General features: G+C 63.7%; 23 protein-coding genes. 11 read left to right on the forward strand and 12 right to left on the reverse strand.

Annotation, left to right across the window (positions count from 1 at the left end):
• Window positions 1-82 precede the first annotated feature (82 nt).
• Window positions 83-691 (reverse strand): septation protein A, encoded by a 609-nt coding sequence (locus tag ACP146_RS23280; RefSeq protein ID WP_422369145.1) that lies wholly within the window; start codon window positions 689-691, stop codon window positions 83-85.
• 273 nt (window positions 692-964) lie between these two features.
• Between ACP146_RS23280 and ACP146_RS23285 the strand changes: the two genes are divergently transcribed.
• Complete coding sequence (locus ACP146_RS23285) at window positions 965-1,432, forward strand: hypothetical protein (RefSeq protein WP_422369146.1); 468 nt, start codon at window positions 965-967, stop codon at window positions 1,430-1,432.
• A 75-nt stretch (window positions 1,433-1,507) separates the two neighbouring features.
• Window positions 1,508-2,017, forward strand: coding sequence for an MmcB family DNA repair protein (locus ACP146_RS23290; RefSeq protein ID WP_422369147.1), 510 nt, complete (start codon window positions 1,508-1,510; stop codon window positions 2,015-2,017).
• A gap of 31 nt (window positions 2,018-2,048) precedes the next feature.
• Here ACP146_RS23290 and rfaE2 read toward each other — a convergent pair whose 3' ends face one another.
• Entirely contained in the window at window positions 2,049-3,542 is a 1,494-nt protein-coding gene (gene rfaE2 / locus ACP146_RS23295; RefSeq protein ID WP_422369148.1) for a D-glycero-beta-D-manno-heptose 1-phosphate adenylyltransferase, read from the reverse strand.
• 281 nt (window positions 3,543-3,823) lie between these two features.
• Between rfaE2 and ACP146_RS23300 the strand changes: the two genes are divergently transcribed.
• Together ACP146_RS23300 and ACP146_RS23305 are read left to right on the forward strand one after the other, a co-directional pair.
• Window positions 3,824-5,107, forward strand: a complete 1,284-nt coding sequence (locus ACP146_RS23300) for a hypothetical protein (protein ID WP_422369149.1) — start codon at window positions 3,824-3,826, stop codon at window positions 5,105-5,107.
• A gap of 309 nt (window positions 5,108-5,416) precedes the next feature.
• Window positions 5,417-6,703, forward strand: coding sequence for a hypothetical protein (locus tag ACP146_RS23305; protein ID WP_422369150.1), 1,287 nt, complete (start codon window positions 5,417-5,419; stop codon window positions 6,701-6,703).
• Here ACP146_RS23305 and ACP146_RS23310 read toward each other — a convergent pair.
• The 3 genes from ACP146_RS23310 to cobT all read right to left on the reverse strand — a co-directional run bounded on the left by ACP146_RS23310 (window position 6,693) and on the right by cobT (window position 9,798).
• On the reverse strand, window positions 6,693-7,247 hold the full coding sequence (locus ACP146_RS23310; protein ID WP_422369151.1) for an ActR/PrrA/RegA family redox response regulator transcription factor: 555 nt from the start codon (window positions 7,245-7,247) through the stop codon (window positions 6,693-6,695). The genes ACP146_RS23305 and ACP146_RS23310 overlap by 11 nt on opposite strands.
• A 9-nt stretch (window positions 7,248-7,256) precedes the next feature.
• Window positions 7,257-8,687, reverse strand: coding sequence for an ActS/PrrB/RegB family redox-sensitive histidine kinase (locus tag ACP146_RS23315; RefSeq protein WP_422369152.1), 1,431 nt, complete (start codon window positions 8,685-8,687; stop codon window positions 7,257-7,259).
• 76 nt (window positions 8,688-8,763) lie between these two features.
• Entirely contained in the window at window positions 8,764-9,798 is a 1,035-nt protein-coding gene (cobT, locus tag ACP146_RS23320) for a nicotinate-nucleotide--dimethylbenzimidazole phosphoribosyltransferase (protein ID WP_422369153.1), read from the reverse strand.
• 202 nt (window positions 9,799-10,000) lie between these two features.
• Between cobT and cobS the strand changes: the two genes are divergently transcribed.
• The 4 genes from cobS to ACP146_RS23340 all read left to right on the forward strand — a co-directional run bounded on the left by cobS (window position 10,001) and on the right by ACP146_RS23340 (window position 13,170).
• Entirely contained in the window at window positions 10,001-10,795 is a 795-nt protein-coding gene (gene cobS, locus ACP146_RS23325) for an adenosylcobinamide-GDP ribazoletransferase (protein ID WP_422369154.1), read from the forward strand.
• A gap of 33 nt (window positions 10,796-10,828) precedes the next feature.
• Window positions 10,829-11,461 (forward strand): histidine phosphatase family protein, encoded by a 633-nt coding sequence (locus ACP146_RS23330; RefSeq protein ID WP_422369155.1) that lies wholly within the window; start codon window positions 10,829-10,831, stop codon window positions 11,459-11,461.
• A 209-nt stretch (window positions 11,462-11,670) separates the two neighbouring features.
• Complete coding sequence (locus ACP146_RS23335) at window positions 11,671-12,357, forward strand: lipid-binding SYLF domain-containing protein (protein WP_422369156.1); 687 nt, start codon at window positions 11,671-11,673, stop codon at window positions 12,355-12,357.
• Window positions 12,358-12,516: 159 nt separating this feature from the next.
• Window positions 12,517-13,170: an SCO family protein gene (locus ACP146_RS23340; RefSeq protein ID WP_422369157.1), complete on the forward strand. Its 654-nt coding sequence runs from the start codon at window positions 12,517-12,519 to the stop codon at window positions 13,168-13,170.
• A gap of 37 nt (window positions 13,171-13,207) precedes the next feature.
• Here ACP146_RS23340 and ACP146_RS23345 read toward each other — a convergent pair whose 3' ends face one another.
• The 4 genes from ACP146_RS23345 to ugpB all read right to left on the reverse strand — a co-directional run bounded on the left by ACP146_RS23345 (window position 13,208) and on the right by ugpB (window position 17,458).
• Complete coding sequence (locus tag ACP146_RS23345; protein WP_422369158.1) at window positions 13,208-14,290, reverse strand: sn-glycerol-3-phosphate import ATP-binding protein UgpC; 1,083 nt, start codon at window positions 14,288-14,290, stop codon at window positions 13,208-13,210.
• 22 nt (window positions 14,291-14,312) lie between these two features.
• Window positions 14,313-15,161, reverse strand: a complete 849-nt coding sequence (ugpE, locus tag ACP146_RS23350) for a sn-glycerol-3-phosphate ABC transporter permease UgpE (protein ID WP_422369159.1) — start codon at window positions 15,159-15,161, stop codon at window positions 14,313-14,315.
• Between the two features lie 14 nt (window positions 15,162-15,175).
• Entirely contained in the window at window positions 15,176-16,060 is an 885-nt protein-coding gene (gene ugpA / locus ACP146_RS23355; RefSeq protein ID WP_422369160.1) for a sn-glycerol-3-phosphate ABC transporter permease UgpA, read from the reverse strand.
• Window positions 16,061-16,135: 75 nt separating this feature from the next.
• Window positions 16,136-17,458 carry a sn-glycerol-3-phosphate ABC transporter substrate-binding protein UgpB gene (gene ugpB, locus ACP146_RS23360; protein ID WP_422369161.1) on the reverse strand — a complete coding sequence of 441 codons (1,323 nt, stop codon included), beginning with the start codon at window positions 17,456-17,458 and terminating at the stop codon, window positions 16,136-16,138.
• 265 nt (window positions 17,459-17,723) lie between these two features.
• On the opposite strand from ugpB, the gene ACP146_RS23365 reads away from it, so the two are divergent.
• Window positions 17,724-18,605: a methylated-DNA--[protein]-cysteine S-methyltransferase gene (locus ACP146_RS23365; protein ID WP_422369162.1), complete on the forward strand. Its 882-nt coding sequence runs from the start codon at window positions 17,724-17,726 to the stop codon at window positions 18,603-18,605.
• 190 nt (window positions 18,606-18,795) lie between these two features.
• Here ACP146_RS23365 and ACP146_RS23370 read toward each other — a convergent pair whose 3' ends face one another.
• The gene (locus tag ACP146_RS23370) at window positions 18,796-19,035 is read right to left on the reverse strand and encodes a hypothetical protein (protein WP_422369163.1); all 240 of its coding nucleotides are present in this window, start codon (window positions 19,033-19,035) and stop codon (window positions 18,796-18,798) included.
• A gap of 99 nt (window positions 19,036-19,134) precedes the next feature.
• Here ACP146_RS23370 and ACP146_RS23375 point away from each other — a divergent pair, with 99 nt between their 5' ends.
• On the forward strand, window positions 19,135-19,872 hold the full coding sequence (locus tag ACP146_RS23375) for a M48 family metallopeptidase (protein WP_422369164.1): 738 nt from the start codon (window positions 19,135-19,137) through the stop codon (window positions 19,870-19,872).
• Between the two features lie 67 nt (window positions 19,873-19,939).
• Here ACP146_RS23375 and ACP146_RS23380 read toward each other — a convergent pair whose 3' ends face one another.
• Both ACP146_RS23380 and ACP146_RS23385 read right to left on the reverse strand, forming a co-directional pair.
• Window positions 19,940-20,653: a DUF4145 domain-containing protein gene (locus ACP146_RS23380; protein WP_422369165.1), complete on the reverse strand. Its 714-nt coding sequence runs from the start codon at window positions 20,651-20,653 to the stop codon at window positions 19,940-19,942.
• A gap of 253 nt (window positions 20,654-20,906) precedes the next feature.
• Complete coding sequence (locus ACP146_RS23385) at window positions 20,907-21,374, reverse strand: VOC family protein (protein WP_422369166.1); 468 nt, start codon at window positions 21,372-21,374, stop codon at window positions 20,907-20,909.
• Between the two features lie 106 nt (window positions 21,375-21,480).
• On the opposite strand from ACP146_RS23385, the gene ACP146_RS23390 reads away from it, so the two are divergent.
• Entirely contained in the window at window positions 21,481-22,698 is a 1,218-nt protein-coding gene (locus tag ACP146_RS23390) for a multidrug effflux MFS transporter (protein WP_422369167.1), read from the forward strand.
• The last annotated feature ends 1 nt before the right edge of the window (window position 22,699 follow it).

Consider the following 22,699-nt stretch of genomic DNA (forward strand, 5'->3'; position numbering starts at 1 on the left):
GAGTATTCGCTGAAACAAACAACCTGGAATTGCCATACCTCGCCATACCCCGCCAGGCGTATCACCGGGCCGGCTGCCGGGACTAACGCCCTAACCCGCCTGGGCTTTCCTGCCTTTTGTCTTCCTCAGCCTCATCGCCCTCTTCCGGCAGCATGTGCCCGCGCATGAAATAGATCTGCGCCGCGACAAAAATAAAGGTGAGGACAAGGATCCCAAAGACTTTGAAATTCACCCAGAAATCGGTCGACTGGGTCCGCCAGACTACTTCGTTGAGGGCGGCCATGACGACAAAGAAACAGGCATAGCGCAGGGAAAGCTTCGTCCAGCCCGCTTCATCCAACGGCCAGACCGAAGCAAGCAACGGCTTCAACAGGGGCCGCTTAAAAAACAGGCCGCCGAACAGTATGGCCGCAAACAACAGCTGGACGATCGTCGGCTTCATCTTGAAGAACGTCTCGTCTTCCAGCCAAAGCGTCAGTCCGCCGAAGACCCCGACCACAACCGCGGTCACCAGGGGCATCGGCGGCAAGCGGCGCTCGATGGCAAAGGACAGCACCAGAGCAACGGCGGTGGCGATCATGATCGCCAGGGTCGCCGCCATCAGATCGCTCATCCAATAGACCCCGAGAAATATGGCCAGGGGGCCGTAATCGACGGCGGGCCTTAGCCAGGCCGGGGCTGAGGGTTTCATCCTGTTCTTTCTCCGTCTTCTTCTATCCGGGCCGTCTCGCCGGCCGGCGCAGCGCCCCTCCGGGCACGGTCAGGCAGGCTGTGGGGAAAACCCCTCTGCAGCACAGGCGCAGGACTGAATATAGGCGCAGGGCGCGCCGCTTGCACCCTTGCTGCCCGCGGTTGGGAGACTTTGTGGCGAATACCGGCCAAAGACGCCGAGAGCTTAACAGCTTCTTAAAGCTGCTGTGACAGTTTGAGGAGATCGCCCGCTGCAACAGGGAGTTGCTGAAAGATGTTCCAACAGTTCGCTTCTCCGGAAGACCTGAATCGCGAAACCCTGGCCTGTAAGACCACGGCCCGCGAAACCAAGCATCAAGCGGCAACAGTCACAGCCCGGCAGTCCCGTCAGGCCGAGAGCCAGCCGGCGGACCAGCGCGATCCTTTCATCGAGCACTATTTCAAGCGCATCGACCCGAAGATGGCGGCAAGCTTCAGCGAAGAACAGTGTGCCGCGATCAAGCAGATGTTCGGCGCCCGCGGCATCGCCAAGCACGCCGTGGAACTGCGCCGGTCGATCCCCATCGGGCGGCGGCGCTTCTATCTGGTTCTGCTGATGGGGCGCGAACAACGCACCTTCAACCGGCTTTTCAGCGAAGGCACCGCAACACGTTCCTTTGCCATCCTCGGCTATGCGATCACCGCGGCGCTGTGGCTGATCCCGGCCGTCGCTCTGGCCTTCGCCCTGCAGGCCCTGCTCTGATTCAGGCTCCTTCCAAGTAGCCTGCCGCCGCCGGACCGGCTTTGAATGCCGCCCCGGAGGGCGTTATCCTGGGGCATGCCCGGCCGCCCGACCATAGACCCGCGAACAGACACCGCCGCGCCCCGGCGTACAGAGACGTTAACAGCCGAACGCGGCAGTACCGCTGCCTTGCTGTCGCGTGGCCTTACCCGCTTTCATGCCGACCTTGGCCTTGTCTGCCTCTCCGAGTTCACCCTGCGATCCGGCCGGCGCGCCGACCTGATGTGTCTGGACGCAAAGGGCGGGCTGACGATCATCGAGATCAAGTCAAGCGTGGAGGATTTTCGCAGCGACAAGAAGTGGCCGGAATACCTGGACTACTGTGACCGCTTTTTCTTCGCCGTCCCCGAAGACTTCCCGCAGGCTTTGATTCCCGCCGATCATGGCCTGCTGGTGGCCGACGCCTATGGGGCCACCGTGATTCGAGAGAGCGCGCTCCGGCCCCTGAACGCCGCCCGCAGAAAGGCTGTCACCCTGCGTTTCGCCCAGACCGCTGCGCGCCGCCTGATGGGCCTGATCGACCCCGAAGGTTTCACCGCTCCCTGATACCCCTTACCCAGATATCGAGGGACCCGCCTTAACCGCTGCTTTCCAGCCGCTTGATCGTCGCCGTGGTCGAATGGCCGGGAGACAGGTCAGCCAGCACCACCCGCCCGCCATAGCTCTGCACAACCTCGGCGCCGACCACCTCGTCGATGCTGTAGTCGGCGCCCTTGACCAGAACCTCGGGGCGCAGCGCTTCTATCAGTGCCATCGGCGTATCCTCGGAGAACACCACCACCCGGCTGACGCTGGCGAGAGACGCCAGCACCGCAGCCCGCGCCGCTTCGCCCTGAACCGGACGGCTTTCGCCCTTCAGACGGCGCACCGAGGCATCGCTGTTGAGGCCCACCACCAGACGGTCGCAGGCGGCTTCGGCCTGCTGCAGCAGAGAGACATGCCCCGGATGCAGCAGGTCGAAGCAGCCGTTGGTGAAACCGACGCGCAGGCCCGCCTGGCGCCAGCGCGCGGCCCGGTCGAGCAGATTGTCCAGATCGACGACTTTCGATTCCGCCGCCATCAATTCGCTGGCATGGAACGCCTGGGCAATCTCCTGCGGCTGGGCCACGGCGGTTCCGAGTTTACCGACAACGATGGCCGCGGCGGTGTTGGCCAGACCCGCGGCTTGCACAGGCTGCAACCCGGCCCCCAGGGCTGCGGCAAAGACCGCCACAACGGTGTCTCCGGCGCCGGAGACATCATAGACCTCCCGCGCCTCGGCCTTCAGGTGATGAACGACGCCTGCGGTCGAATTCTCACTCCCCTCAACCAGGGTCATGCCCTGCTCGCTGCGGGTCGCCAGAACACCGCCGATGCCGGCGCTTTCGACGATCCGGCGGCAGGCGGCAACCACGTCTTCATCGCTGCCGCCGGGAAGACCGCTGGCTTCCTGCAGTTCGCGGCGATTTGGTGTGATCCAGCCGGCGCCGCAGTAGCGCGTGAAATCGCGTCCCTTGGGATCGACCACCAGGGAGCAGGCGCGCTGCCCGGCGGCCTCGACCACGGCGGCGATCACCACCGGGCTCAGCAACCCCTTGCCGTAGTCGGAGAGGATCACAGCAGCAGCATCCTTCATGGCGGCGAGGGCCGCCTCGATAACCGCGGCCTCGCTTGTGGCATCGAGATCCCCCGAGGCCTCGCGGTCGGCCCGCAGCAACTGCTGACCGCCGGCAACGTAGCGTTCCTTGATGGTGGTCGGCCGCCCGGCGGGGTTCAGCAGTTCGATGCTGCCGCCGACCGGCGCGAGGCAGTCGCGGGCAAGGCGCGCCACGTCATCACCGGCGGCATCCCGGCCCACCACGCCGACCCCCAGCGGCTGGGCGCCGAGCGCCGCCAGATTGCGCAGCACATTACCCGCGCCGCCCAGCATGGCGGCCTCGCGCTCTATCCGCATCACCGGGATCGGCGCTTCCGGCGAGATGCGTTCGACGCCGCCATAGATGAAGCGATCCAGCATGAAGTCGCCCAAGACCAGAACCGGGACGCCCTTCAGGCGGGCGATCAAGGCTGTCAGATCGGTTTCTTCACTCATCGACTGCATCCGGTCCTGCTGGGTTTCGCGCGACACCGCGCCCGCAGTTGTTTCTCATTCCGGGGCAATCCGATCAAGACCCCCGCCGATCAGGACCCACGCCGAAACCACGGTCTTGCCGCCGCCGGGTCCAACGGCCCGGGATTCAGACAGCCTTGCCGCAAAGCCTCAGCCGACCAGCAAATCTAGTTAATAGTATTAACTGAAATGCAATGAAAGATAATCAATATGATTGTTATTACTGCCCGAATCCCGCTCACAATCAGGATCCCACGGCGATCATGACAGCCTCTGTCAGCCAACAGTCGACCATGCAAGAACAGGCCTTGCTGAACCACATCAAACGTCTGGAGCGCAACGGACAGGATCATCTTTGCGTTCAAATACACCTTTCCAGCCTGATCGCCTTCGACCGGCTGCCGGACTGCCGGAACATCGCCCGGACCATGATGGACCGGGGAGCCAGAACCCACGACGCCAGTCTGTTCGAGCTTTTCAACAGCGATCTCTTCCTGGTCTATCATCGTAGCAATGCAGCTCAGATCGAAGAGGATCTGAACCGGCTGCGCAGGGTCTGTCGGGAAGACCCCTTCTTCGCCGCCGGCGCTGAAGCCGACGCGGCGTTCTGCAGTCACTTTGATTTGGGCGAGGGCTACGAAACGTTATCGGAGCGGGTGTTGTCGCTGCTCGCCGAACGGGCGGAAATGGAGAGGTCGGCCAGCGGTCCGCGCCGCAACGCGTTGCCTATCAGCCTCGCCGACCTGGCAGCCGTCGAAAAGGCCATCGCCCAAGCGGATCTTTCGGCCATGACCAGCCGCCAGGCGATCTGTCAACTCGACGAAAACGGCCGCCCGCAACCGCTGTTTCACGAGCTCTTCACCTCAATGAGCACGCTGCGCGACACCCTGTTGCCCGGTCATGACATCTTCTCGGACCCCTGGCTGTTCCAGCATCTGACGACAAAGCTGGACCAGCGCATGCTGGCATGGCTCGCCAAGAACGACGATGCGACCCTGCGGCACTCGTTCAGCATCAACGTCAATGTCACCTCGGTGTCGTCGCAGCGATTCCTGGAACTGGATGAAGAACTCGATCAGAAGCGGCGCAACACCATCTTCATAGAACTGCAGGCGCTCGACATCTTCGCCGATGTCGACCGCTACCTCTTCGTGCGCGACTTCCTGCTGGACCGTGGCTACCGCATCTGCCTTGACGGCGTCACCGAGTTGTCGCTGCCCTACATCGACCGTGCCGATATCGGCGCGGAACTGGTCAAGCTGCAATGGTCGAAAACCCTGCGCAGCCAGGTGGAGGGCCGCAATCGCAAGGGCCTGCGGTCGGCAATCGAGAAAACCGATCCGGCGCGCATCATTCTGACCCGCTGCGAAAGTGACGATGCGATCGAGCTGGGTCACGAGTTGGGCATCCACTTGTTCCAGGGGCACTTCCTGGATCATCTGCTGCGTGAGAACATCACCCGTGACGAAGCCGCCGGGCGCCTGAGCGCCGCCCTTGCGCGCCATCGCCGGACCGTGGCGCAACAACACGCCGCAGCCAACTCCTGAAGCAGCGCCGACCGGACCCGCGAACCTGCGGCGACCGGTTGATACGGACCGTAATCAGCCGGAATGGGTCGCCGTCCCCAATCCGACACCGTCCGGTGGATGTACTCCCGGCCCGGCCAAGCGCTGGGCGTCTGAGGAGAAGGCCGCCCTCGTTATGCCCGCCCTCGTTATGCAAGGCAGCGCCGCATCGAATTAACACGCCATGCTATAGGCTTCATAAATAGCGTTAACTGAATTGAAAGAGGCGAGCGGTTATTTAGCCTAAACAGCTAATGAGTTTGATGTGGATAGTGGGAGCTAGCGTCGACCATGGCACGCTCGCCTGAGCAGCAGAAAATGCAGGAACAGGCCTTACTCAATCACATTAAGCGCCTGGAACGCAGCGGCAGTGACTATCTGGCCGTCCAGATCCATCTCTCCAGACTGATCGATCTCGACCGCCTGCCTGAATGCCTGAATGTCGCTCAGACCATGATGGCCCGGGTCGCAAAAACCAACGACGCCAGCCTCTTCGATCTGTTCAACAACGACCTTTTTCTGGTCTATCACCGCGACAGCGCGACGCAAATCGACGCCACCATGAAACGCCTCTGCCGGATCTTGAAGGAGGATCCCTTCTTCGCCAGCGAGCCCTGCGCCAAGGCGGCTTTCTACAGGCACTTCGATCTCGGCGACGAATACCAGGAGGTGTTGAACCGCGCCCAATCCCTTGTCGAGGCCCGCGAGAAGCAAGACGCCGCCCACGCCGACAAACGCACAAAGCCCAAACACAGCCCGATCACCCTCACCGATCTTGTCGCGGTGGAAAAAGCCATCACCCAGGCCGATCTTTCGACCATGACCAGCCGCCAGGCGGTCTGCGAGATGGACGAAAACGGCAGGCCGCAACCGCTCTTCTACGAGCTCTTCACCTCGATGACCTCGCTGCGCGATACCCTGCTGCCCGGGCAGGACATCTTTTCCGACCCCTGGCTGTTCCAGTATCTCACCACCAAACTCGACCAACGCATGTTGGCCTGGCTCGGCAAGAACGACGACGCCACGCTGAAGCATTCCTTCAGCCTGAACATCAACATCGCTTCGCTGCTGTCGCCACGTTTCCTTGAACTCGACGAACAGATCGACCGGCAAAGGCGCAACACCATCATCATCGAACTGCAGATGCAGGACATCTACGCCGATGTCACCCGCTACCTCTTCGTGCGTGAATACCTGTTGGACCGTGGTTACCGGATCTGTCTGGACGGCATCACCGAAACCTCGCTGCCCTACGTCAACCGCAAGGAACTCGGTGCCGAGCTGCTGAAACTGCAGTGGTCGAAGAGCCTGCGCAGCCAGATCGAAGGCAAGAACCGCAGCAGTCTGCGCGACGCCCTGGAAAGGGTCGATCCAAAGCGTGTCATCCTTTCACGCTGCGAAAGCGACGACGCGATCGAACTGGGCGGCAAGCTCGGCATATGGCTGTTCCAGGGTTACTATCTCGATGACCTGCTGAGCGAAAAGATCACCCGGGAAGAAGCCAGCGAACGCCTGGGCGCCGCCCTGACCAGGCACCGCCGTGCGGCGGCGCCGGCCAACATGGCGGTCAGTTCCTAGGCGCGTATTTGGCCAGGATACGCTGCAGCGTGCGCCGATGCATGCGCAGGCGCCTCGCCGTCTCCGAAACATTCCGGTCGCATTGCTCGTAGACCCGTTGAATATGCTCCCAGCGCACCCGGTCGGCGCTCATCGGGTTGCAGGGCGGCGGCGGCAGGACCTCTTCCTGTTCCAATAAAGCCGCTTCCACCTGATCGGCATCCGCCGGCTTCGGCAGATAGTCCGTCGCCCCGACCTTAACCGCCGCAACGGCCGTAGCGATGTTGCCGTAGCCGGTCAGAACGATGATCCGGGCATCTTCACGCGCGGCACGCAGGGCCTGTACCACTTCAAGGCCCGATCCGTCATCGAGACGCAGATCCACTACCGCATAGCCGGGCGCCGAAGCCTGAGACAGTGCCAGGCCATCGGCCACGGTATAGGCCGTGCGCACGGAAAAACCCCGGCGCTCCATGGCCCGTGCCAGACGATCGCAGAAGCGTTGATCGTCATCGACAATAACCAGTTCGCGCGCTGCGGCCTGCGCTTCAGCTTCGCTTACCATTCTCTTCTCCTATCCGTCTTCTCGTCCGTCACCTTGCTTTGCGGCGCTCGCCGCCGGCGACACTTCAACCACTTCCAAGCGATGGCGCGGCCAGCGAATCTCCACCACCGCGCCGCCTGAGATCTCGTTCGAGAATTCGATACCGGCGCCGAAATGCGCCAGCAGCGTGCGGGCGATGAAGATGCCAAGGCCCATGTGCTGACTGCCGCCGCGCCGACGGTCGCGCGAGCCGGTTGAATAGTAGGGCTCGCCCAGGCGGCTGAGTTCGGTCACGTCAAAGCCCGGCCCGTCGTCAATGATCCGCAGCATCACCGACTCTTCGTCCCAGGTCAGGTCGACAACCACTTTGCGGCGCGCAAACTGCACCGCGTTCTGTATCAGGGTGCCAAGCCCGTGCAGCACCTCGGCATTGCGGATCACCGTCGGCTGGGAGGCGTCGCTGTCGATCGCCGGACCGGCGCTGATTTCAACCGTCACGCCGTCGCGTTGATGCGGGCCGGCCGCCGCCTCCACCAGGGCCACCATGGGCAAGCGGTGATAGGGCGAGCCGTCGTCCCAGGCCGGCCGTTCGGCCAGCCCGGCGAGAATGGAACGGCAGCGCAGGGATTCCGCATGGAGCAGTTCCACGTCCTCGCGCCAGGGCGAATCCACCGCCAGTTCGCGCTGCAGTTCCCGCGCCACGACGGCGATGGTGGCCAGCGGCGTGCCGAGTTCATGGGCCGCCGCCGCCGCCAGGCCGCCAAGTGCGGAAAGCTGCTGCTCGCGCGCCAAAGCCAGCCGCGTTGCCTCCAGCGCCTGCGACATCTGCCTGTTTTCCTGAGCCACGGATGACACGTAGGAAGCGATGAAGATCACTGCAATCACCAAGGCGGTCCAGACGCCGGCAATGTAAACCGGCGACAGCAGGATGCCCGATTCGCTCCACGGCAGGGGCAGATACCAAACCGCCAGGATCGAGACCAGAAACAAGGCCAGGGCCGAGATCGTCAGGGTGCTGCGCCGCGACAGGGCCCAGCCCGAGACCACCACCGGCGCCAGAAGCAGCATTGCAAAAGGGTTTTGCAGACCACCGGTGAGGCCGAGCAGGGTCGCAAGCTGGACCACGTCGAAACAGAGGTTCCAGATCGCCTCGCGGTCGCTGGCCCAGGTCGCACTGGGCCGGGTGACCGACAGCACCACATTGAGCACGCCGGAAAAGGCAATCACCGACATGGCCGGCACGAAAGGAATATCAAAGCCGAGACCGAAGTAGACGACCGCCAGGGTGATCGCCTGCCCCCCAAGCGCAATCCAGCGGATGACGATCAGGGTGCGCAGGCGCAGGCGCCCGTTCGGGGCCGGCGCCGCCGTGGCGGCCAGCGGAGAGATCTCGGCAGCTCTCTCCGGGCCGGAGAGCTCAGAGGCAGCCTTAGGAGCGTTCTGGGGGGCGGTCTCGCTCATGGCGCACAGTCTCGCTCTGCAGCGCGGAAAGGCAAGACCCAGAAACCGGCACCCGGAACAGTTTGTTTTTTGCGGTTCAGCCTGCTTCGCTGGGTCCCGAAACCGCGGCCTCCGCGAAGGTCGCCATGCCGTTGTGGCAGGCAACGGCAGCCTTCAGCAGCAGGACGCCGACCATCGCGCCGGAGGCCTCGCCCAGGCGCAGCCCGAGATCGACCAGGGCCTCTTTGCCGAGACGCTTTAGAAGGTGCTTATGTCCGGGTTCGGCGGAGACGTGCGAGACCACGCAGTGGTCGATCGCCTGCGGGTCCAGGGCGTGGATCACCGCCGCCGCCGCGGTGCAGGCATAGCCGTCCAGCAGCACCGGCGTGCGCGCCAGCCGCGCCGCCAGGATGGCGCCGGCGATCGCCGCCAGCTCACGCCCGCCGAGACGGCGCAGCACCTCAAGGGGATCATTCAGGCTGTCCCGATGAAGCGCCACCGCCTGATCGATCAGCCTGGCCTTTTCGGCCATGCGTTCGGCATCGATGCCGGTGCCCGGCCCCACCCAATCGGACGCCGGGCCGCCATAGAGGCCGCAACACAGCGCCGCCGCCGAGGTGGTGTTGCCGATCCCCATCTCGCCCAGGGCCAACACGTCGATGCCACTCTCAACCGCCATCATGCCGTAGGCCATGGCCCGGGCGCAGTCCTCCTCGTCCATGGCCGGGCCTTCGGACATGTCGGCGGTGGGCTCCTCCAAGGCCATCTCGTAGACCCTGAGGTCGGCGTTCGCCAGACTGCAGAGCTGGTTCACCGCGGCGCCGCCGTCGATGAAGTTCTTCACCATCTGGGCCGTCACTTCCGCCGGATAGGCAGAGACGCCTTTCTGCGCAATCCCGTGATTGCCCGCAAAGACCGCGGTGTAGGGGCGTTCCACCGAGGGCGGGTTGCGGCCTTGCCAGGTCGCCAGCCAGACCGCCAGATCCTCCAGCCGTCCCAGAGAGCCGGCGGGCTTGGTCAGCTCCGCCTGGCGGTCGCGGGCGATCGCCGCCGCCACCCCATCCGCCGCCGGCAGATCGTTCAGCAGAGCGCGGATTTCGTCGAAACTTGCGATTGCCTCCGCGGATGTCATGACGGCGCAGTCCTCATGGCAGAAAGTCTCCGAACATCAAAGCTGTGACGGGCCGCGACAGGATTAGGCCCGCGCGGCGAACTGTCCTATAAACGGCCCCCAGAAGAAACACCCGAGAAGAAACACTCAAGAAGAAACACCGAAGCCAGACCTCGACGCCTCTTCCGAACCTCAACAGATCACTGCACCACGGACCACCGCCGTGTCCCCCTCCACCGAAACGCCGCCGCCCCGCCTGTCGCCGCAAAGCTGGCTGCAGGACCTGCAGATCGCCGTCGCGCTGCTGACCCGGCTGCCCAGCGGCAAAATTGCCGAGGACCCGGCCCCCTGCCTGGCCCGGGCGAGCCGCTGCTATCCGCTGGTGGGGGCGCTGGTCGGCGGATTGGCGGGGCTGGTTTTGCTGGTGACGGACGGATTTGGCCTGCCGGCGATCCCGGCAGCCCTGCTGGCCATTGCCACAACGGTGCTGATCACCGGCGCCCTGCATGAAGACGGCCTGGCCGATCTGGCAGACGGCTTCGGCGGCGGCCGCGACCGGGCGCAGAAGCTGGCCATCATGCGCGACAGCCGGATCGGCAGCTACGGTGTCCTCGCCCTGATTCTCACGGTCGCCCTGCGCGGCTTCAGCCTGGCCGCGATCGCCGACCCTCTGACGGCGATCGCGGTGCTGATCGCCGCGGAAAGCCTGTCGCGCGGCGGCCTCGCAAGCATCATGGCAATGCTGCCTGCTGCACGGCCCGACGGTTTGGCCGCCCATGTCGGCCGCCCCCGGGGCAGCGATGCCCTGACCGCCGCGGCCATCGCCCTGGCCATAGCCTTGCTGCTGCTGGACTGGCAGGCGGCCGTGTTGGCCGCCGTGGCGACCGTGCTCTTTCAAGGTGGGCTGGCGCTCTTGGCACGGCGCCAGATCGGCGGCTATACCGGCGACGTTCTGGGCGCCGCGCAGCAGGTTGCTGCAACCGCTGTCTTGCTGGTGCTCGCCGCCGCCCTCGGCTGACCGCAAAAGACTTTGGGACAGGAAGGACAGAGAATGGAGACGACCCGCTGGTGGTGGGTGCGCCATGCGCCGGTGACCGGCCACGACGGCCGGATCTACGGCAACCGCGATGTGGCTTGCGACTGCAGTGACACCGCGGTGTTTCGCGGTCTCGCCGGACAACTGCCCGACCAGGCGGCCTGGGTCGTCACCCCGCTCGGGCGCACAAGGCAGACCGCCGAGGCCATCGTCAACCACCACCCGGCGGAACCGGAGTTCGACGTCGAGCCCCACCTTGCCGAACAAAACTTCGGTAACTGGCAGGGCATGACCTATGCCGAGCTGGATCAACAGCGCGAGGGCGACTGGCATCGTTTCTGGCTGGCACCGGCGGAGGAAACCCCGCCCGGCGGCGAAAGCTTCGCCACGGTCTGCCAAAGGGTAGCCGGCGCCGTCAGCCGCCTGAATCAGCGTTTTTCCGGCCGCGATATCATCTGTGTGAGCCATGGCGGACCTATTCGCGCCGCCCTGGGCCATGCCCTCGGCCTGACGCCGGAAGCGGCCCTGGCCTTTTCCATCGACAACTGCGCGTTGACGCGGCTCGACCACTTCGCGGCAACAGACGGCAAACCGGAAAGCTGGCGCGTTGCACTGGTCAACGGACGCCCCCATATGCCGGGTAGCTAAAGTATAACCGCCCGGCGGCGCCGGACGCTTCGGCGTTACCCAGAAAGGGACGGACCGAAAAGAGGCGGAAAAGTGACCGGAATAGGCGGGTTTCCACCCCTTTCGGGCGCATGATTGCCTCTCCCGAAGCACCAGGAGGCCATGTTAGCTTTGCCCCTACTGGTTTTCAGGCCGGTTTTGAGGTCGTCAATTTTCAGGAAGGTTTTTTCATGATTGGTTCTGCGATTCAGAGCGGCCTGCGGATAATGGCTGCCGCGCTCTTCATTGTCTCGGCCGGCGGCACCGCGCTGGCGCAGGCCGAATCCGAGTCCGAAGCCCTGGTGACCGAATCCCGGCTGAGCGTCGACCGCCTGATGGCCGACAAGGATTTCTTTCAGCTGCCGAACTTCATCAAGAACGCCAAGGGCATCTACATCGTGCCGCAGTTGGTGAAGGGCGGTTTCATCATCGGCGCCGAGGGCGGATCGGGCGTCTTCCTGGCGCGCGGCACCGACGGGTCCTGGTCGGCGCCGGCCTTCTACACCCTGGCCGCCGGCTCCATCGGCCTGCAGGTCGGCGGCGAAGTGAAGGAAGTGGTCTTCGTGCTGATGAGCGACAAGGCGGTGGACGCCATGCTGTCGAGCGAGTTCAAGCTCGGCGCCGATGCCAGCATCTCGGTCGGCCCCATCGGCCGCGGCGTCGAGGCGTCACGCACCACCGATCTGACTTCCGACATCTATGCCTTCTCGAAATCCGTCGGCCTGTTCGGCGGCGGCGCGCTGGAGGGTGCCAAGATCTTCGAGCGGGAGTCCCTGAATACCGGCTATTACGGCAGCGGCGCGACGGCGCGCAGCATCGTCATCGACCGTAAATTCAGCAACGCCCAGGCGGACAAACTGCGCGAAACCCTGCCTTAAAGCGGATCCTGCCAGCTCATCCGGTAAAAAATCCGGGTCCGCGACAGCGCGCCGCATTGCGGTGCGCTGTTTTGCTTTCTATATCAATACTATGGTCCAGGAACCCTGCTCCGGGGCCGATTTGCCGTGACCGCCTGATGACAATGGGGATTTGAGCCGATGCCGAGGAATTTGCGTATCCTGCTGATCACCGCGCTGGGTCTGGCCTTGGTCGGCATCGGCCTGGGCACCTGGTTCTCGCTTCAGCCCAAGGGCCCGGCGCAGATCACCTCCAGCGAGACCCGCAGCAGCGGCACCGCCCTGATCGGCGGTCCCTTCACCCTGACCGATCACCAGGGCCAGCGCCGCAGCGAGGCGGATTTCGAGGGCCGCTACATGCTGATCTTCTTCGGCTACACCTACTGCCCCGATATCTGCCCGACCAGCCTCTCCACCATCACCCAGGGCCTGGACATCCTGGCCGAGACCAGCGAAGCCAAGGCCGCCGCCGTGACGCCGGTTTTCGTTTCCGTCGATCCGGCGCGCGATACCACTGAAGCCCTGGCCCAGTACGTCGATCACTTCCACCCCTCCATGGTCGGTATGACCGGCAGCGAGGAAGAGGTGGCCGCGGCCGCCAAGGCCTATCGCGTGTTCTACAAGAAGGTCGAACAGGCCGACGCCAGCGACTATCTGGTGGATCACTCCTCGATCATCTATCTGATGGCCCCGGACGGCAGCTATCTGACCCATTTCACCCACGCCAGCACCGGCGAGGACATCGCCGAGGGCCTGGCGCAGAGCGTCGACCCGGCCCTGGTCGCGGGCAGTTGAGCTGTTTGGGTAGTTCCGCCCGGATATCAGCGATAAATTAGATATCGGCGATGCGGCGGCCGCTCTCCGGATCGAAGAGATGGAGGGCGCCGGGGTCGGCGACCAGCGGCAGGCTGTCGCCCTCGGTCATCTTCATGGTGCCCGGCACCCGCAAGGTCAGGCTGTCGCTCTGACCCGCCAGGGTGCCGTGGGCCAGGGTGTCGGCCCCGAGTGTTTCCACCATCTGAACCTGCAGGGTAAAGGCCGGATCGCTGCCGCCCGCCGCGTGCAGATGCTCGGGCCGGACCCCCAGGGTCAGCCGCCGCCCGGCCTGGCTGCCCATGCCGTTCGACAGGCGGATGGCGGCGCCCTGGCTGACCGTCAGGCTGCCGCCGTCGCCGGCGACTTCGGCCGGCAGAAAGTTCATCGCCGGCGACCCGATGAAGCCGGCGACGAAAAGACTGGCCGGCCGTTCGTAGATTTCCAGCGGGCTGTCGATCTGTTCGGCATGGCCGCCGTTCATCACGATCAGCTTGTCGGCCATGGTCATGGCCTCCACCTGATCATGGGTGACGTAGACGGAGGTGGTGCCGAGACGGCGCTGCAGGCGCTTGATCTCCAGGCGCATCTGCACCCGCAGCTTGGCGTCCAGGTTCGACAGTGGTTCGTCGAAGAGGAAGGCCGCGGGCTTACGCACGATGGCGCGGCCCATGGCGACGCGCTGGCGCTGACCGCCGGAAAGCTGGCGCGGCTTGCGGGTCAGCAGATCCTTCAGTTCCAGAATACCGGCGGCCTCGGCGACCCGTTCGTCGATCTCGGCGCGGGGCGTGCCGGCGATCTTTAGGCCGTAGGCCATGTTGTCGTAGACCGTCATATGCGGGTAGAGCGCATAGTTCTGGAACACCATGGCGATGTCGCGGTCCTTGGGCTCCAGCTCGTTCACCACTTGGCCGCCGATGGCAATCTCGCCTTCGGTAATGCGCTCCAGGCCGGCGATCATGCGCAGCAGGGTCGACTTGCCGCAGCCCGAAGGACCGACGATGACGGCGAACTCGCCGTCGTGGATGTCGACGGAAACCCCGTGGATCACCTTGGTGTCGCCGTAGCTCTTTTTCACCGAGCGGATGGAGATGTCTGCCATGGCGTTTCCTAGTTTCCGTATCTCATTTTTCGGTCTCCACTAGGCCCTTCACGAAGAGCCGCTGCATCGCCACCACCACGAAGACAGGTGGGATCATCGCCAGGATCGCGGTGGCCATGATGAGGTGCCAGAGCGGTTCGGAGTCCGGCACCGCGACCATCCGCTGAATGCCCATGACGATGGTGTAGTAGGACTCGTCGTTCGTCACCAACAGCGGCCAGAGATATTGGTTCCAACCGAAGATGAAGAGGATGACGAAGAGCGCGGCGATGTTGGTGCGCGACAGGGGCAGCAGGATGTCCCAGAAAAAACGTAAGGGCCCCGCGCCGTCGATGCGCGCGGCCTCCAGCATCTCGTCGGGAATGGTCAGAAAGAACTGACGGAACAGGAAGGTCGCCGTCGCCGAAGCGATCAGGGGCACCGACAGGCCGGCATAGCTGTCCAGCATGCCGAGCAGCGCCACCACCTCGAAGGTCGGCAGGATGCGCACCTCGACCGGCAGCATCAGGGTCATGAAGATGACCCAGAAGGCGGTGGTACGAAAGGGGAAGCTGAAATAGACGATGGCGAAGGCGGAGATGATGGAGATGGCGATCTTGCCGAAGGCGATGGCGAAGGCCATCACCAGGCTGTTGATCATCATCGTCAGCACCGGCGGGCTGCCCGCCGCCTCGACGCCGCCGCTAAGGGCGGAGCCGTAGTTTTCCAGGAAATGGCCGCCGGGCCAGAGCGGCAGCACGCCGGAGACCAGGCCCTCGACCGGATAGGTCGAGGCGACGAAGGCAAGCCAGATCGGAAAGGCGACCAGTAGTGCGCCCAGGATCAGCACGATGTGGGTGACGGCGGTGAAGACGGGGCGGTTCTCGATCATCTGCCGGGCATCCCTCAGTACTCCACCCGGCGCTCGATGTAGCGGAACTGCACCACCGTGAGTGCCACCACGATGATCATCAGGATGACCGATTGCGCCGCCGAGCCGCCGAGATCGCCGCCGTTGAATCCATCATTGTAGACCTTGTAGACCAGGATGTTGGTTGCCTGCGCCGGCCCGCCGGAGGTGGTGGCGTGGATGATCCCGAAGGTATCGAAGAAGGCGTAGACCACATTCACCACCAGCAGGAAAAAGGTGGTGGGCGAGAGCAGCGGAAAGATGATGGTCCAGAAGCGCTTCACCGGACCGGCGCCGTCGATGGCCGCCGCCTCGATCAACGACTTGGGGATCGCCTGCAACCCTGCCAGAAAGAACAGGAAGTTGTAGCTCACCTGCTTCCAGGAAGCGGCAATAATCACCAGGGTCATTGCATTGCCGCCGCTGAGGTAATGGTTCCAGTCATAGCCGAGCTGCCGCAGGGCGTAGGCCAAGACCCCGATGGAAGGGTTGAACATGAACCACCAGAGAACGCCGGCGACGGCGGGCGCCACGGCGTATGGCCAGATCAACAGCGTCTTATAGGCCGTGCTGCCGCGTATCACCCGGTCTGCCATAGCGGCAAGAATGAGCGCGCTGCCCATGGACAGCAGTGTCACTCCGAGGCTGAAAACAATGGTGGTCTTGAACGAATTCAAGTAGCCGGGATCGGCAAAGAGGTCTTCAAAATTCTCAAACCAGACGAATTGTGAACTTGTACCGAATTGGTTCTCAAGCAGAACCGCTTGATAGAGTGCATGGATAGCCGGCCAGATGAAGAAGACCAGGGTGATGGCCAACTGGGGCAGGACCAGAAAATAGGGCAGGGCGCGCCCTTGGAAGATGACCCGCTTGTGCTGCATAGGGAATCAGCCGAACCCGAAAGCCGCGGCGGACCGGAAGCACCCGGCCCGCCGCGGCCTGTCGGGGACAGGACCTTAGTTGACGGTCTTTTCGAATTTACGCAGCAAGGTGTTGCCGCGGTTGACGGCGTCGTCGAGGCCCTGCTGGGCGGTCTTGTCGCCGTTCCAGATGGCCTCCAGTTCTTCGTTGATCACGTCACGGATCTGCACGAAGTTGCCGAGCCGCAAGCCCTTGGAGTTCTCCGTCGGGGCATTGGCGGTCATCTGCATAATGGCCACGTCGGTGCCCGGGTTCTGCTCGTAGAAACCCTGTTCCTTGGTCAGCTTGGCCGCCGCATGGGTGATCGGCAGGTAACCGGTGAACTGGTGCCAGTCGGCCTGCACCTCTGCTGAGGAGAGGTAGGAGAAGAACTTGGCAACGCCCTTGTACTCCGCGTCCTCATGGCCGGTCAGCACCCAGAGGGTGGCGCCGCCGATGATGGAGTTCTGCGGCTTGCCGGCATCCGGCCAGTAAGGCAGGGAGCCGACGCCGAACTCGAATTCCGTGGCGTTGGCCTTCACCCCGGCATAGGCCGCCGAGGAGTTCATGTACATGCCGCATTCCTGGTTATAGAACTTCGGCGCCGAATCGGAGCGGCGTCCGCCGTAGTCGAAGATCTTCTCCTGCTGCCAGGAGGCCAGGGTGCCGACGTGCTTCACGTGCAGCGGGGAGTTGAAGGCCAGCTCCGTATCGACCCCGGCAAAGCCGTTGGCCTTGGTGGCGAAGGGCACGTTATGCCAGGCGCTGAAGTTCTCGAGCTGCACCCAGGACTGCCAGCCGGTGGTGAAGCCGCAGGCATAACCGGCGGCCTGCAGCTTGCGCGCCGCGGCCTCGACTTCAGGCCAGGTCGCCGGCGCCTTGCTGGCATCGAGACCGGCCTTCGCGAAGGCATCCTTGTTGTAGTAGAGCACCGGGGTGGAGCTGTTGAACGGCATGGACAGCATGTTGCCGTCGGTGTCGGTGTAGTAGCCGGTGACCGAGGCCAGATAGGCGCTGGGGTCGAAGGGCTCGCCGGCTTCGGTCATCAACTGATAGACCGGCTTGATGGCGCCCTTGGCACCCATCATGGAGGCGGTGCCGACCTCGAAGACCTGAACGATATGGGGCTGCTGCTTGGCGCGGAAGGCCGCGACGGCCGAGGTCATGGTCTCGGTGTAGTTGCCCTTGTAGACCGGCAACAGTTTGTAGTCGCTCTGGGAGGCGTTGAAGCCCTCGGCGATCTCGTTGACTTTCTCACCCAGCTTGCCGCCCATGGCATGCCACCAGTTGATCTCGGTGGCGGCCAGGGCCGCGCTCGGCAGGCTGCCGGCAAAGGCGGCGGCGGCAGCCAGGGTTATGGCTTTGCGGTTCAGACGCATGAGGATTCCTTCCCTGTTAAGGCGACTAAGCTGATTTCGGCTCGGATAGTTCCAATTCGGCGCTGAAGCTAGCCATGAGCCGCGATGCTCTTTTGACATCTTTGTTACTGTTTTATGACAGAGCGATTGTGTGCCGATGAAAGAAGCTGAGCAAGATGATTACATCACCCTTCCCCCAATTATGCGCAAGCTTCGGATAGAGAGGGCTGCCGAACCTGGCTAAAAAGGCAGAAATCACGGTACTTTAAGGATGGGAAAGCGGAAAATGGACATCGAGAGGGCCAAAAAAGCGGTGAAGGCAAAAACGAATGCCGGCGAGCGTCAGATCGCGCTGGTCCGTGAGGCCTGCGCCATGATCGACGAGAGCGAAGGCGAGCGCATGACCCTGGCGGAGATCGCCGGCGCGCTCGACGTCAGCCCCTGGCACCTGCAGCGCCTGTTCAAGCGGACCATGGGGGTCAGTCCCCGGGACTATAACGACGCGCGCCGCAGCGCCGCCTTCCGCGAACAGCTGAAGCAGGGCGAGTCGATCGCCCAGGCGACCTACGGCGCGGGCTACGGCTCCTCCAGCCGGGTCTATGAGCGGGCCGAGCGCCTGCTGGGCATGACCCCGGCCTCCTACGCCAAGGGCGGCAAGGGCGCCGAGATTGCTTACGACGTTGTGGCCTCGCCGCTCGGGCGCCTGCTGGTCGCCGCCACCGCCAAGGGGCTCTGCTTCCTCAGCCTCGGCAACGACGAAGAGGCCCTGATCGCGGAGCTGGAACAGGAGTTTCCGAAGGCCGAGAGCATCACCCGCGACCGCCATTCCATTGCCCAGTCGGTGGCCGTGGTGATCGACTTCCTGGAAGGCAAAACCCCCAATGCCGAGCTGCCCCTGGACGTCCAGGCCACCGCCTTTCAGCGCCGGGTCTGGCAGGAGTTGATCGCCATTCCCTGCGGCGAAACCCGCAGCTATTCCGAGATCGCCGAGAGCCTGGGCGTGCCCAAGGGCCAGCGCGCGGTCGGCCGCGCCTGCGCCACCAACCCGGTCTCCCTTGTCATTCCCTGTCACCGGGCGCTGCGCGAAAACGGCGAGCTGGGCGGCTACCGCTGGGGCCTCGACCGCAAGGCTGTGCTGCTGACCAAGGAAGCCGAGCGCGCGGAGTAGCGTGTTGCGATTTACGTCGAAGAGGTTCCGGCCGACGAAGGAATCTTGACGCACCCTTCGAGACGCGGCCCGTAGGGCCGCTCCTCAGGGTGAGGCCAATTCATCAACCTCATGGTGAGGAGCCCCGAAGGGCCGTCTCGAACCATGCGGCAGGTTGAAAGTCCCTCTCGAAGAGAGCTGCCCGCCGGAGTCAGAGGTAGCGCCCGCGCTCCAGGATCTCCAGGCAGTACTGCTTATAGGTCATGCCCAGCTCGCGGGCCCGCTTGGCGCGGCTGCGCACCACCTCCACCGGCGGAGACTTCCAGGCCGCCTTCTGCGCCCGCTTCCAGGCGTAGAGATGCCAGGCGGACTGCACCAGCGGCGGCCCGGCGTTGTGGCCGATGCCGATTTCCTCAAGCCGCAGGCTGTTGCGTCGGTGCAGGCTATCCATTCCCATAACCTACTGAGAAGGATCGCCGATCCGCAACCGTCTGAAGTCGGCCGGGGCCCGGGCCTTGCCGGAATCCGGCAGGCCGCGCTATAGAGATTCATGGCTTTGCGCAGCACCGCCCCCCGCAACATCCACCTTCAGGCCCTGCAACCCGGCAGCCTTGAGGTTGCCGAGCGGGAAGTGCCGGTCGAACTGCAGCGCCATCCGCGGGCCCGGCGCATCAGCCTCAGAATCAGCAAAACCGGCGACGGCATCGTCATGGTGCTGCCCAAGCGCGCCGCGATCCGCGAGGCCATGGACTTCGCCGAACGCAACAGCGGATGGATATTGAAACACCTGGAAGACCAACCGGCGCGCATCGCCTTTGCGCCCGGGGCGATCATCCCCCTGTTCGGGGTCGATCATGTGGTGGAACACGATGCCGCCGCCAAACGGGGCGTCTGGCGCGGCGAGGGGCGCATCCTCGTCTCCGGCCAGGCCGAACACCTGCCGCGGCGGCTCGGCGATTTCCTGAAACGCGAAGCGCACCGGGAGATCGGCCAGCGGGCCCGCGAAAAGGCCGCGCGGATCGACCGCCGTATCGGCCGCATCAGCCTGCGCGACACCCGCAGCCGCTGGGGTAGCTGTTCCAGCAGGGGCGACATGAACTTTTCCTGGCGCCTCGTCCTGACACCGGACTACGTGCTCGACTACGTCGTCGCCCACGAGGTGGCGCATTTGATGGAACTGAACCATTCGCAACGTTTCTGGCGCCTCACCGACAGCCTGACGCCGGAAATGGAGCGCGCCAAGGACTGGCTCAGCCGCGAGGGCGGCAGGGTCCACCGCTACGGCTAGACCATGCGTCCTTCGCAGCGCGGTTACCATTATGCTGCGCGTCACCAAACAGAACTGAGCACCTAACTCACCCCGGCCTCTTGCGATCCTGAAGCCGCGCTAAGAGATCTTCCAGTTGATACAGCCCTTTGATTATCTCTTTGGTTAGCTCTATCGCTAACGCTGATTCGTCTTTGCCGATCTCGTCATACTGTCGAGCTTCGACATGTGCTGCATCATTACCAAGTAGCTTTAGCTCACCCATTGCGTCCAACAACGCCTCAGGCAAAACGATTCGCGTTCTTAGATGCTGAAGTCTTTCATGGAGGTTTTTACCCTCAGCATCGTTCTCATCACAAATCTCTTCCAACAGGCGTCGGATCATCATTGCGGCCGCTCGATATGAACCAGCACCATGACAAGCGACTGCCTCGCTGATCGTCCGCTGACAACGGGAGGGCACATTCTCTGTGTTGAAGTCGATTAGCTCTGGCGGAAAGACCGCAAGTCGTCCCTGCAGGCCATCGTTTACGACTACCACAAGTCCTCTACATTCCGGATTGGGGCAGAAGTGAAAAGACGCTGTCACATCTGAGAGGTACGTACCACCGATGGGCAAAGCCTTACACTTCTTTTTGTAGAGAATCCCGTTTGTACCCGCGAGATTGGCCATACCTTTGTGACGGCAATGGGGGCAGTCGATAGCTTGTGGCTGGATGCTGTCGACTGACTGAACACCCTGCTCAGGGCGCCAAATATTCTGATCAAGGTATTCGTAGCTGATGACGGCGTTGTCGCTCACCTCGGCTCGCTCCCAAAGAAAAAATCGGAAAAGTTGAAATGTTTGAACGATATTACCCCAATTAGTCTTCATCCAAAATCGAAAGGAGGCTGATATGCATCCGGCCACGCACCCTGTCACCGCCAGAAAGCGTCACGTCCTTCGAGAGTTCGAAGGACGCCGGACCTCCGAACACGTCCCCTCTTGTATTGAGGAAAACTGAAGACCCGTCTCGAATGGTGCGCGTACCTGATCGTAAAACCACTTGGTCTCTTTACCTTGGCACCTTCTCCACCGAAGGCACCCAGACATAGCCGTCGGGATCGACGAGAAAGGCTTCACGCAGGCCGTGCGGCTTGTCCGCCGGAGCCTGCAGGACATGATGGCCGGCGGCGTCGGCCCGGGCGGCGGCGGCATCGGGGTCGATGCCGTAGAGGCGCAGTTCCAGGCCGGCGCCACGAATTGCCCCGTCGCCGGTGAGGGCAAGCAACGGATTGGCGTGATAGCTGGCGTCGGAATGCAGCATCCATTCCTGGCCCCGGTGCCGGCAGACGGCGAAGTCCCGGTCGGCGTAGACCTTTTCGACCAGCAGAACCTCAGACAGGAAGGTCAGGCTGCGCCCGACATCGCGCACCAGCATGTTGACGCCGAACCCCTGCAGGGAGCGGCCATAGGCATCCGCCGAAGGAAAATCCATCTCATCCCCCGCTTCTGGCCGCCCGTCCGATTCCTCTGGCGCCATGGCGAAACCCCTTGTGTTCTGTTGCCCGGCGACGACTATAGGGCCGCCGCCCGCCCGGCGCTAAGGCCACTTGCCCAAATCGCCAGAGTCCAAAGAGAGAGTCCAGATGGGAGTCCAATCGGCCCGAGCCGACAGCTTGAGCGTCGCCGTCCTGCTGACGGGACTGATCGCCATGGGCGCGATCTCCACCGACCTCTACCTGCCCTCGCTGCCCGCCATCGGCGCGGCCTTCGGCGTCGCCGCGGCGGAAGTGCAGCTTACCCTTTCGGTTTTTCTGGTCGGTTTCGCCTGCAGCCAGTTGATCTGCGGTCCCTTATCAGACCGCTTCGGACGCCGCCCGGTCATTCTCGGCGGGATCGCGCTCTATCTCGCCGCGACCCTGCTCTGCATCGCAGCGCCGAGCATCGAAGTCTTGATCACCGCGCGCTTTCTGCAGGCCCTGGGGGCCTGTGTCGGCCCGGTGCTGGGGCGGGCGGTGGTGCGCGACGTCTATGGCCGCGAGGGGGCGGCCCAGGTGCTGTCCTATATGGGCATGGCGATGGCGCTGGCCCCCGCTCTCGGCCCCATCATCGGCGGCTATCTGCAGGTCTGGTTCGGCTGGCAGGCGAATTTCGGGGTGCTGGCGGCCTTCGCCCTGGCTCTCTTCGTGGCGATCCTCGCCGTGCTGCCGGAAACCAACCGCTGGCCCGACCCGTCAGCGACCCGGCCCGCGCGTCTGGCCACCACTTATCTATCGCTGCTGCGCGAGCGCAGCTACATCGGCTATGTGATGATCGTCGGCTTCAGCTACGCCGGGATCTTCTCCTTCATCTCCGGTTCTTCCTTCGTGCTGATCGGCCTGCTCGGCCTGACGCCCGACCTCTACGGCTATTGCTTCGCCGCCATCGTGGTCGGCTACATGATCGGCACTTTCGGTTCCGGGCGCCTGACCAGGCGCCTGGGGCTGGAGCGGATGATCAGCCTGGGCGGCGCGGTCCAATGCTTCGGCGGCCTCCTGGGCGTGGTGCTCTACGGCGCCGGCTTTTTCTCCGTGGTCTCCATCGTCGGGCCCGTGGCGCTGTTCATGATCGGCGCCGGTCTGGTGTTGCCCAATGCCCAGGCCGGGGCGCTCGGCCCCTTTCCGAAGAACGCTGGTTCCGCCTCGGCGCTTCTGGGCTTCTGTCAGATGGGCTTTGCCGCCCTGGTCGGCATCGCCGTCGGCCACGGCAGCGGCACCTCGGCCCTGCCGATGATGGCGGCTATCGCCCTGGTGGCCTTGGGCGCGCTGATGTCCTACCGGCTGGCGGTGCGCCGCGCCAAGCCTCTTGCCCAGGAGGCTGACTAAA

This window comes from Pelagibius sp. (assembly GCF_965249265.1).
GTDB lineage: Bacteria > Pseudomonadota > Alphaproteobacteria > Kiloniellales > Kiloniellaceae > Pelagibius.

Excerpts from the sequence above, each read along its gene's own strand:
- ACP146_RS23280 (WP_422369145.1), bottom strand. The coding sequence starts at position 691 with ATGAAACCCTCAGCCCCGGCCTGGCTAAGGCCCGCCGTCGATTACGGC.
- ACP146_RS23285 (WP_422369146.1), top strand. The coding sequence starts at position 965 with ATGTTCCAACAGTTCGCTTCTCCGGAAGACCTGAATCGCGAAACCCTG.
- ACP146_RS23290 (WP_422369147.1), top strand. The coding sequence starts at position 1,508 with ATGCCCGGCCGCCCGACCATAGACCCGCGAACAGACACCGCCGCGCCC.
- rfaE2 (WP_422369148.1), bottom strand. The coding sequence starts at position 3,542 with ATGAGTGAAGAAACCGATCTGACAGCCTTGATCGCCCGCCTGAAGGGC.
- ACP146_RS23300 (WP_422369149.1), top strand. The coding sequence starts at position 3,824 with ATGACAGCCTCTGTCAGCCAACAGTCGACCATGCAAGAACAGGCCTTG.
- ACP146_RS23305 (WP_422369150.1), top strand. The coding sequence starts at position 5,417 with ATGGCACGCTCGCCTGAGCAGCAGAAAATGCAGGAACAGGCCTTACTC.
- ACP146_RS23310 (WP_422369151.1), bottom strand. The coding sequence starts at position 7,247 with ATGGTAAGCGAAGCTGAAGCGCAGGCCGCAGCGCGCGAACTGGTTATT.
- ACP146_RS23315 (WP_422369152.1), bottom strand. The coding sequence starts at position 8,687 with ATGAGCGAGACCGCCCCCCAGAACGCTCCTAAGGCTGCCTCTGAGCTC.
- cobT (WP_422369153.1), bottom strand. The coding sequence starts at position 9,798 with ATGACATCCGCGGAGGCAATCGCAAGTTTCGACGAAATCCGCGCTCTG.
- ACP146_RS23330 (WP_422369155.1), top strand. The coding sequence starts at position 10,829 with ATGGAGACGACCCGCTGGTGGTGGGTGCGCCATGCGCCGGTGACCGGC.
- ACP146_RS23335 (WP_422369156.1), top strand. The coding sequence starts at position 11,671 with ATGATTGGTTCTGCGATTCAGAGCGGCCTGCGGATAATGGCTGCCGCG.
- ACP146_RS23340 (WP_422369157.1), top strand. The coding sequence starts at position 12,517 with ATGCCGAGGAATTTGCGTATCCTGCTGATCACCGCGCTGGGTCTGGCC.
- ACP146_RS23345 (WP_422369158.1), bottom strand. The coding sequence starts at position 14,290 with ATGGCAGACATCTCCATCCGCTCGGTGAAAAAGAGCTACGGCGACACC.
- ugpE (WP_422369159.1), bottom strand. The coding sequence starts at position 15,161 with ATGATCGAGAACCGCCCCGTCTTCACCGCCGTCACCCACATCGTGCTG.
- ugpA (WP_422369160.1), bottom strand. The coding sequence starts at position 16,060 with ATGCAGCACAAGCGGGTCATCTTCCAAGGGCGCGCCCTGCCCTATTTT.
- ugpB (WP_422369161.1), bottom strand. The coding sequence starts at position 17,458 with ATGCGTCTGAACCGCAAAGCCATAACCCTGGCTGCCGCCGCCGCCTTT.
- ACP146_RS23365 (WP_422369162.1), top strand. The coding sequence starts at position 17,724 with ATGGACATCGAGAGGGCCAAAAAAGCGGTGAAGGCAAAAACGAATGCC.
- ACP146_RS23370 (WP_422369163.1), bottom strand. The coding sequence starts at position 19,035 with ATGGATAGCCTGCACCGACGCAACAGCCTGCGGCTTGAGGAAATCGGC.
- ACP146_RS23375 (WP_422369164.1), top strand. The coding sequence starts at position 19,135 with ATGGCTTTGCGCAGCACCGCCCCCCGCAACATCCACCTTCAGGCCCTG.
- ACP146_RS23385 (WP_422369166.1), bottom strand. The coding sequence starts at position 21,374 with ATGGCGCCAGAGGAATCGGACGGGCGGCCAGAAGCGGGGGATGAGATG.
- ACP146_RS23390 (WP_422369167.1), top strand. The coding sequence starts at position 21,481 with ATGGGAGTCCAATCGGCCCGAGCCGACAGCTTGAGCGTCGCCGTCCTG.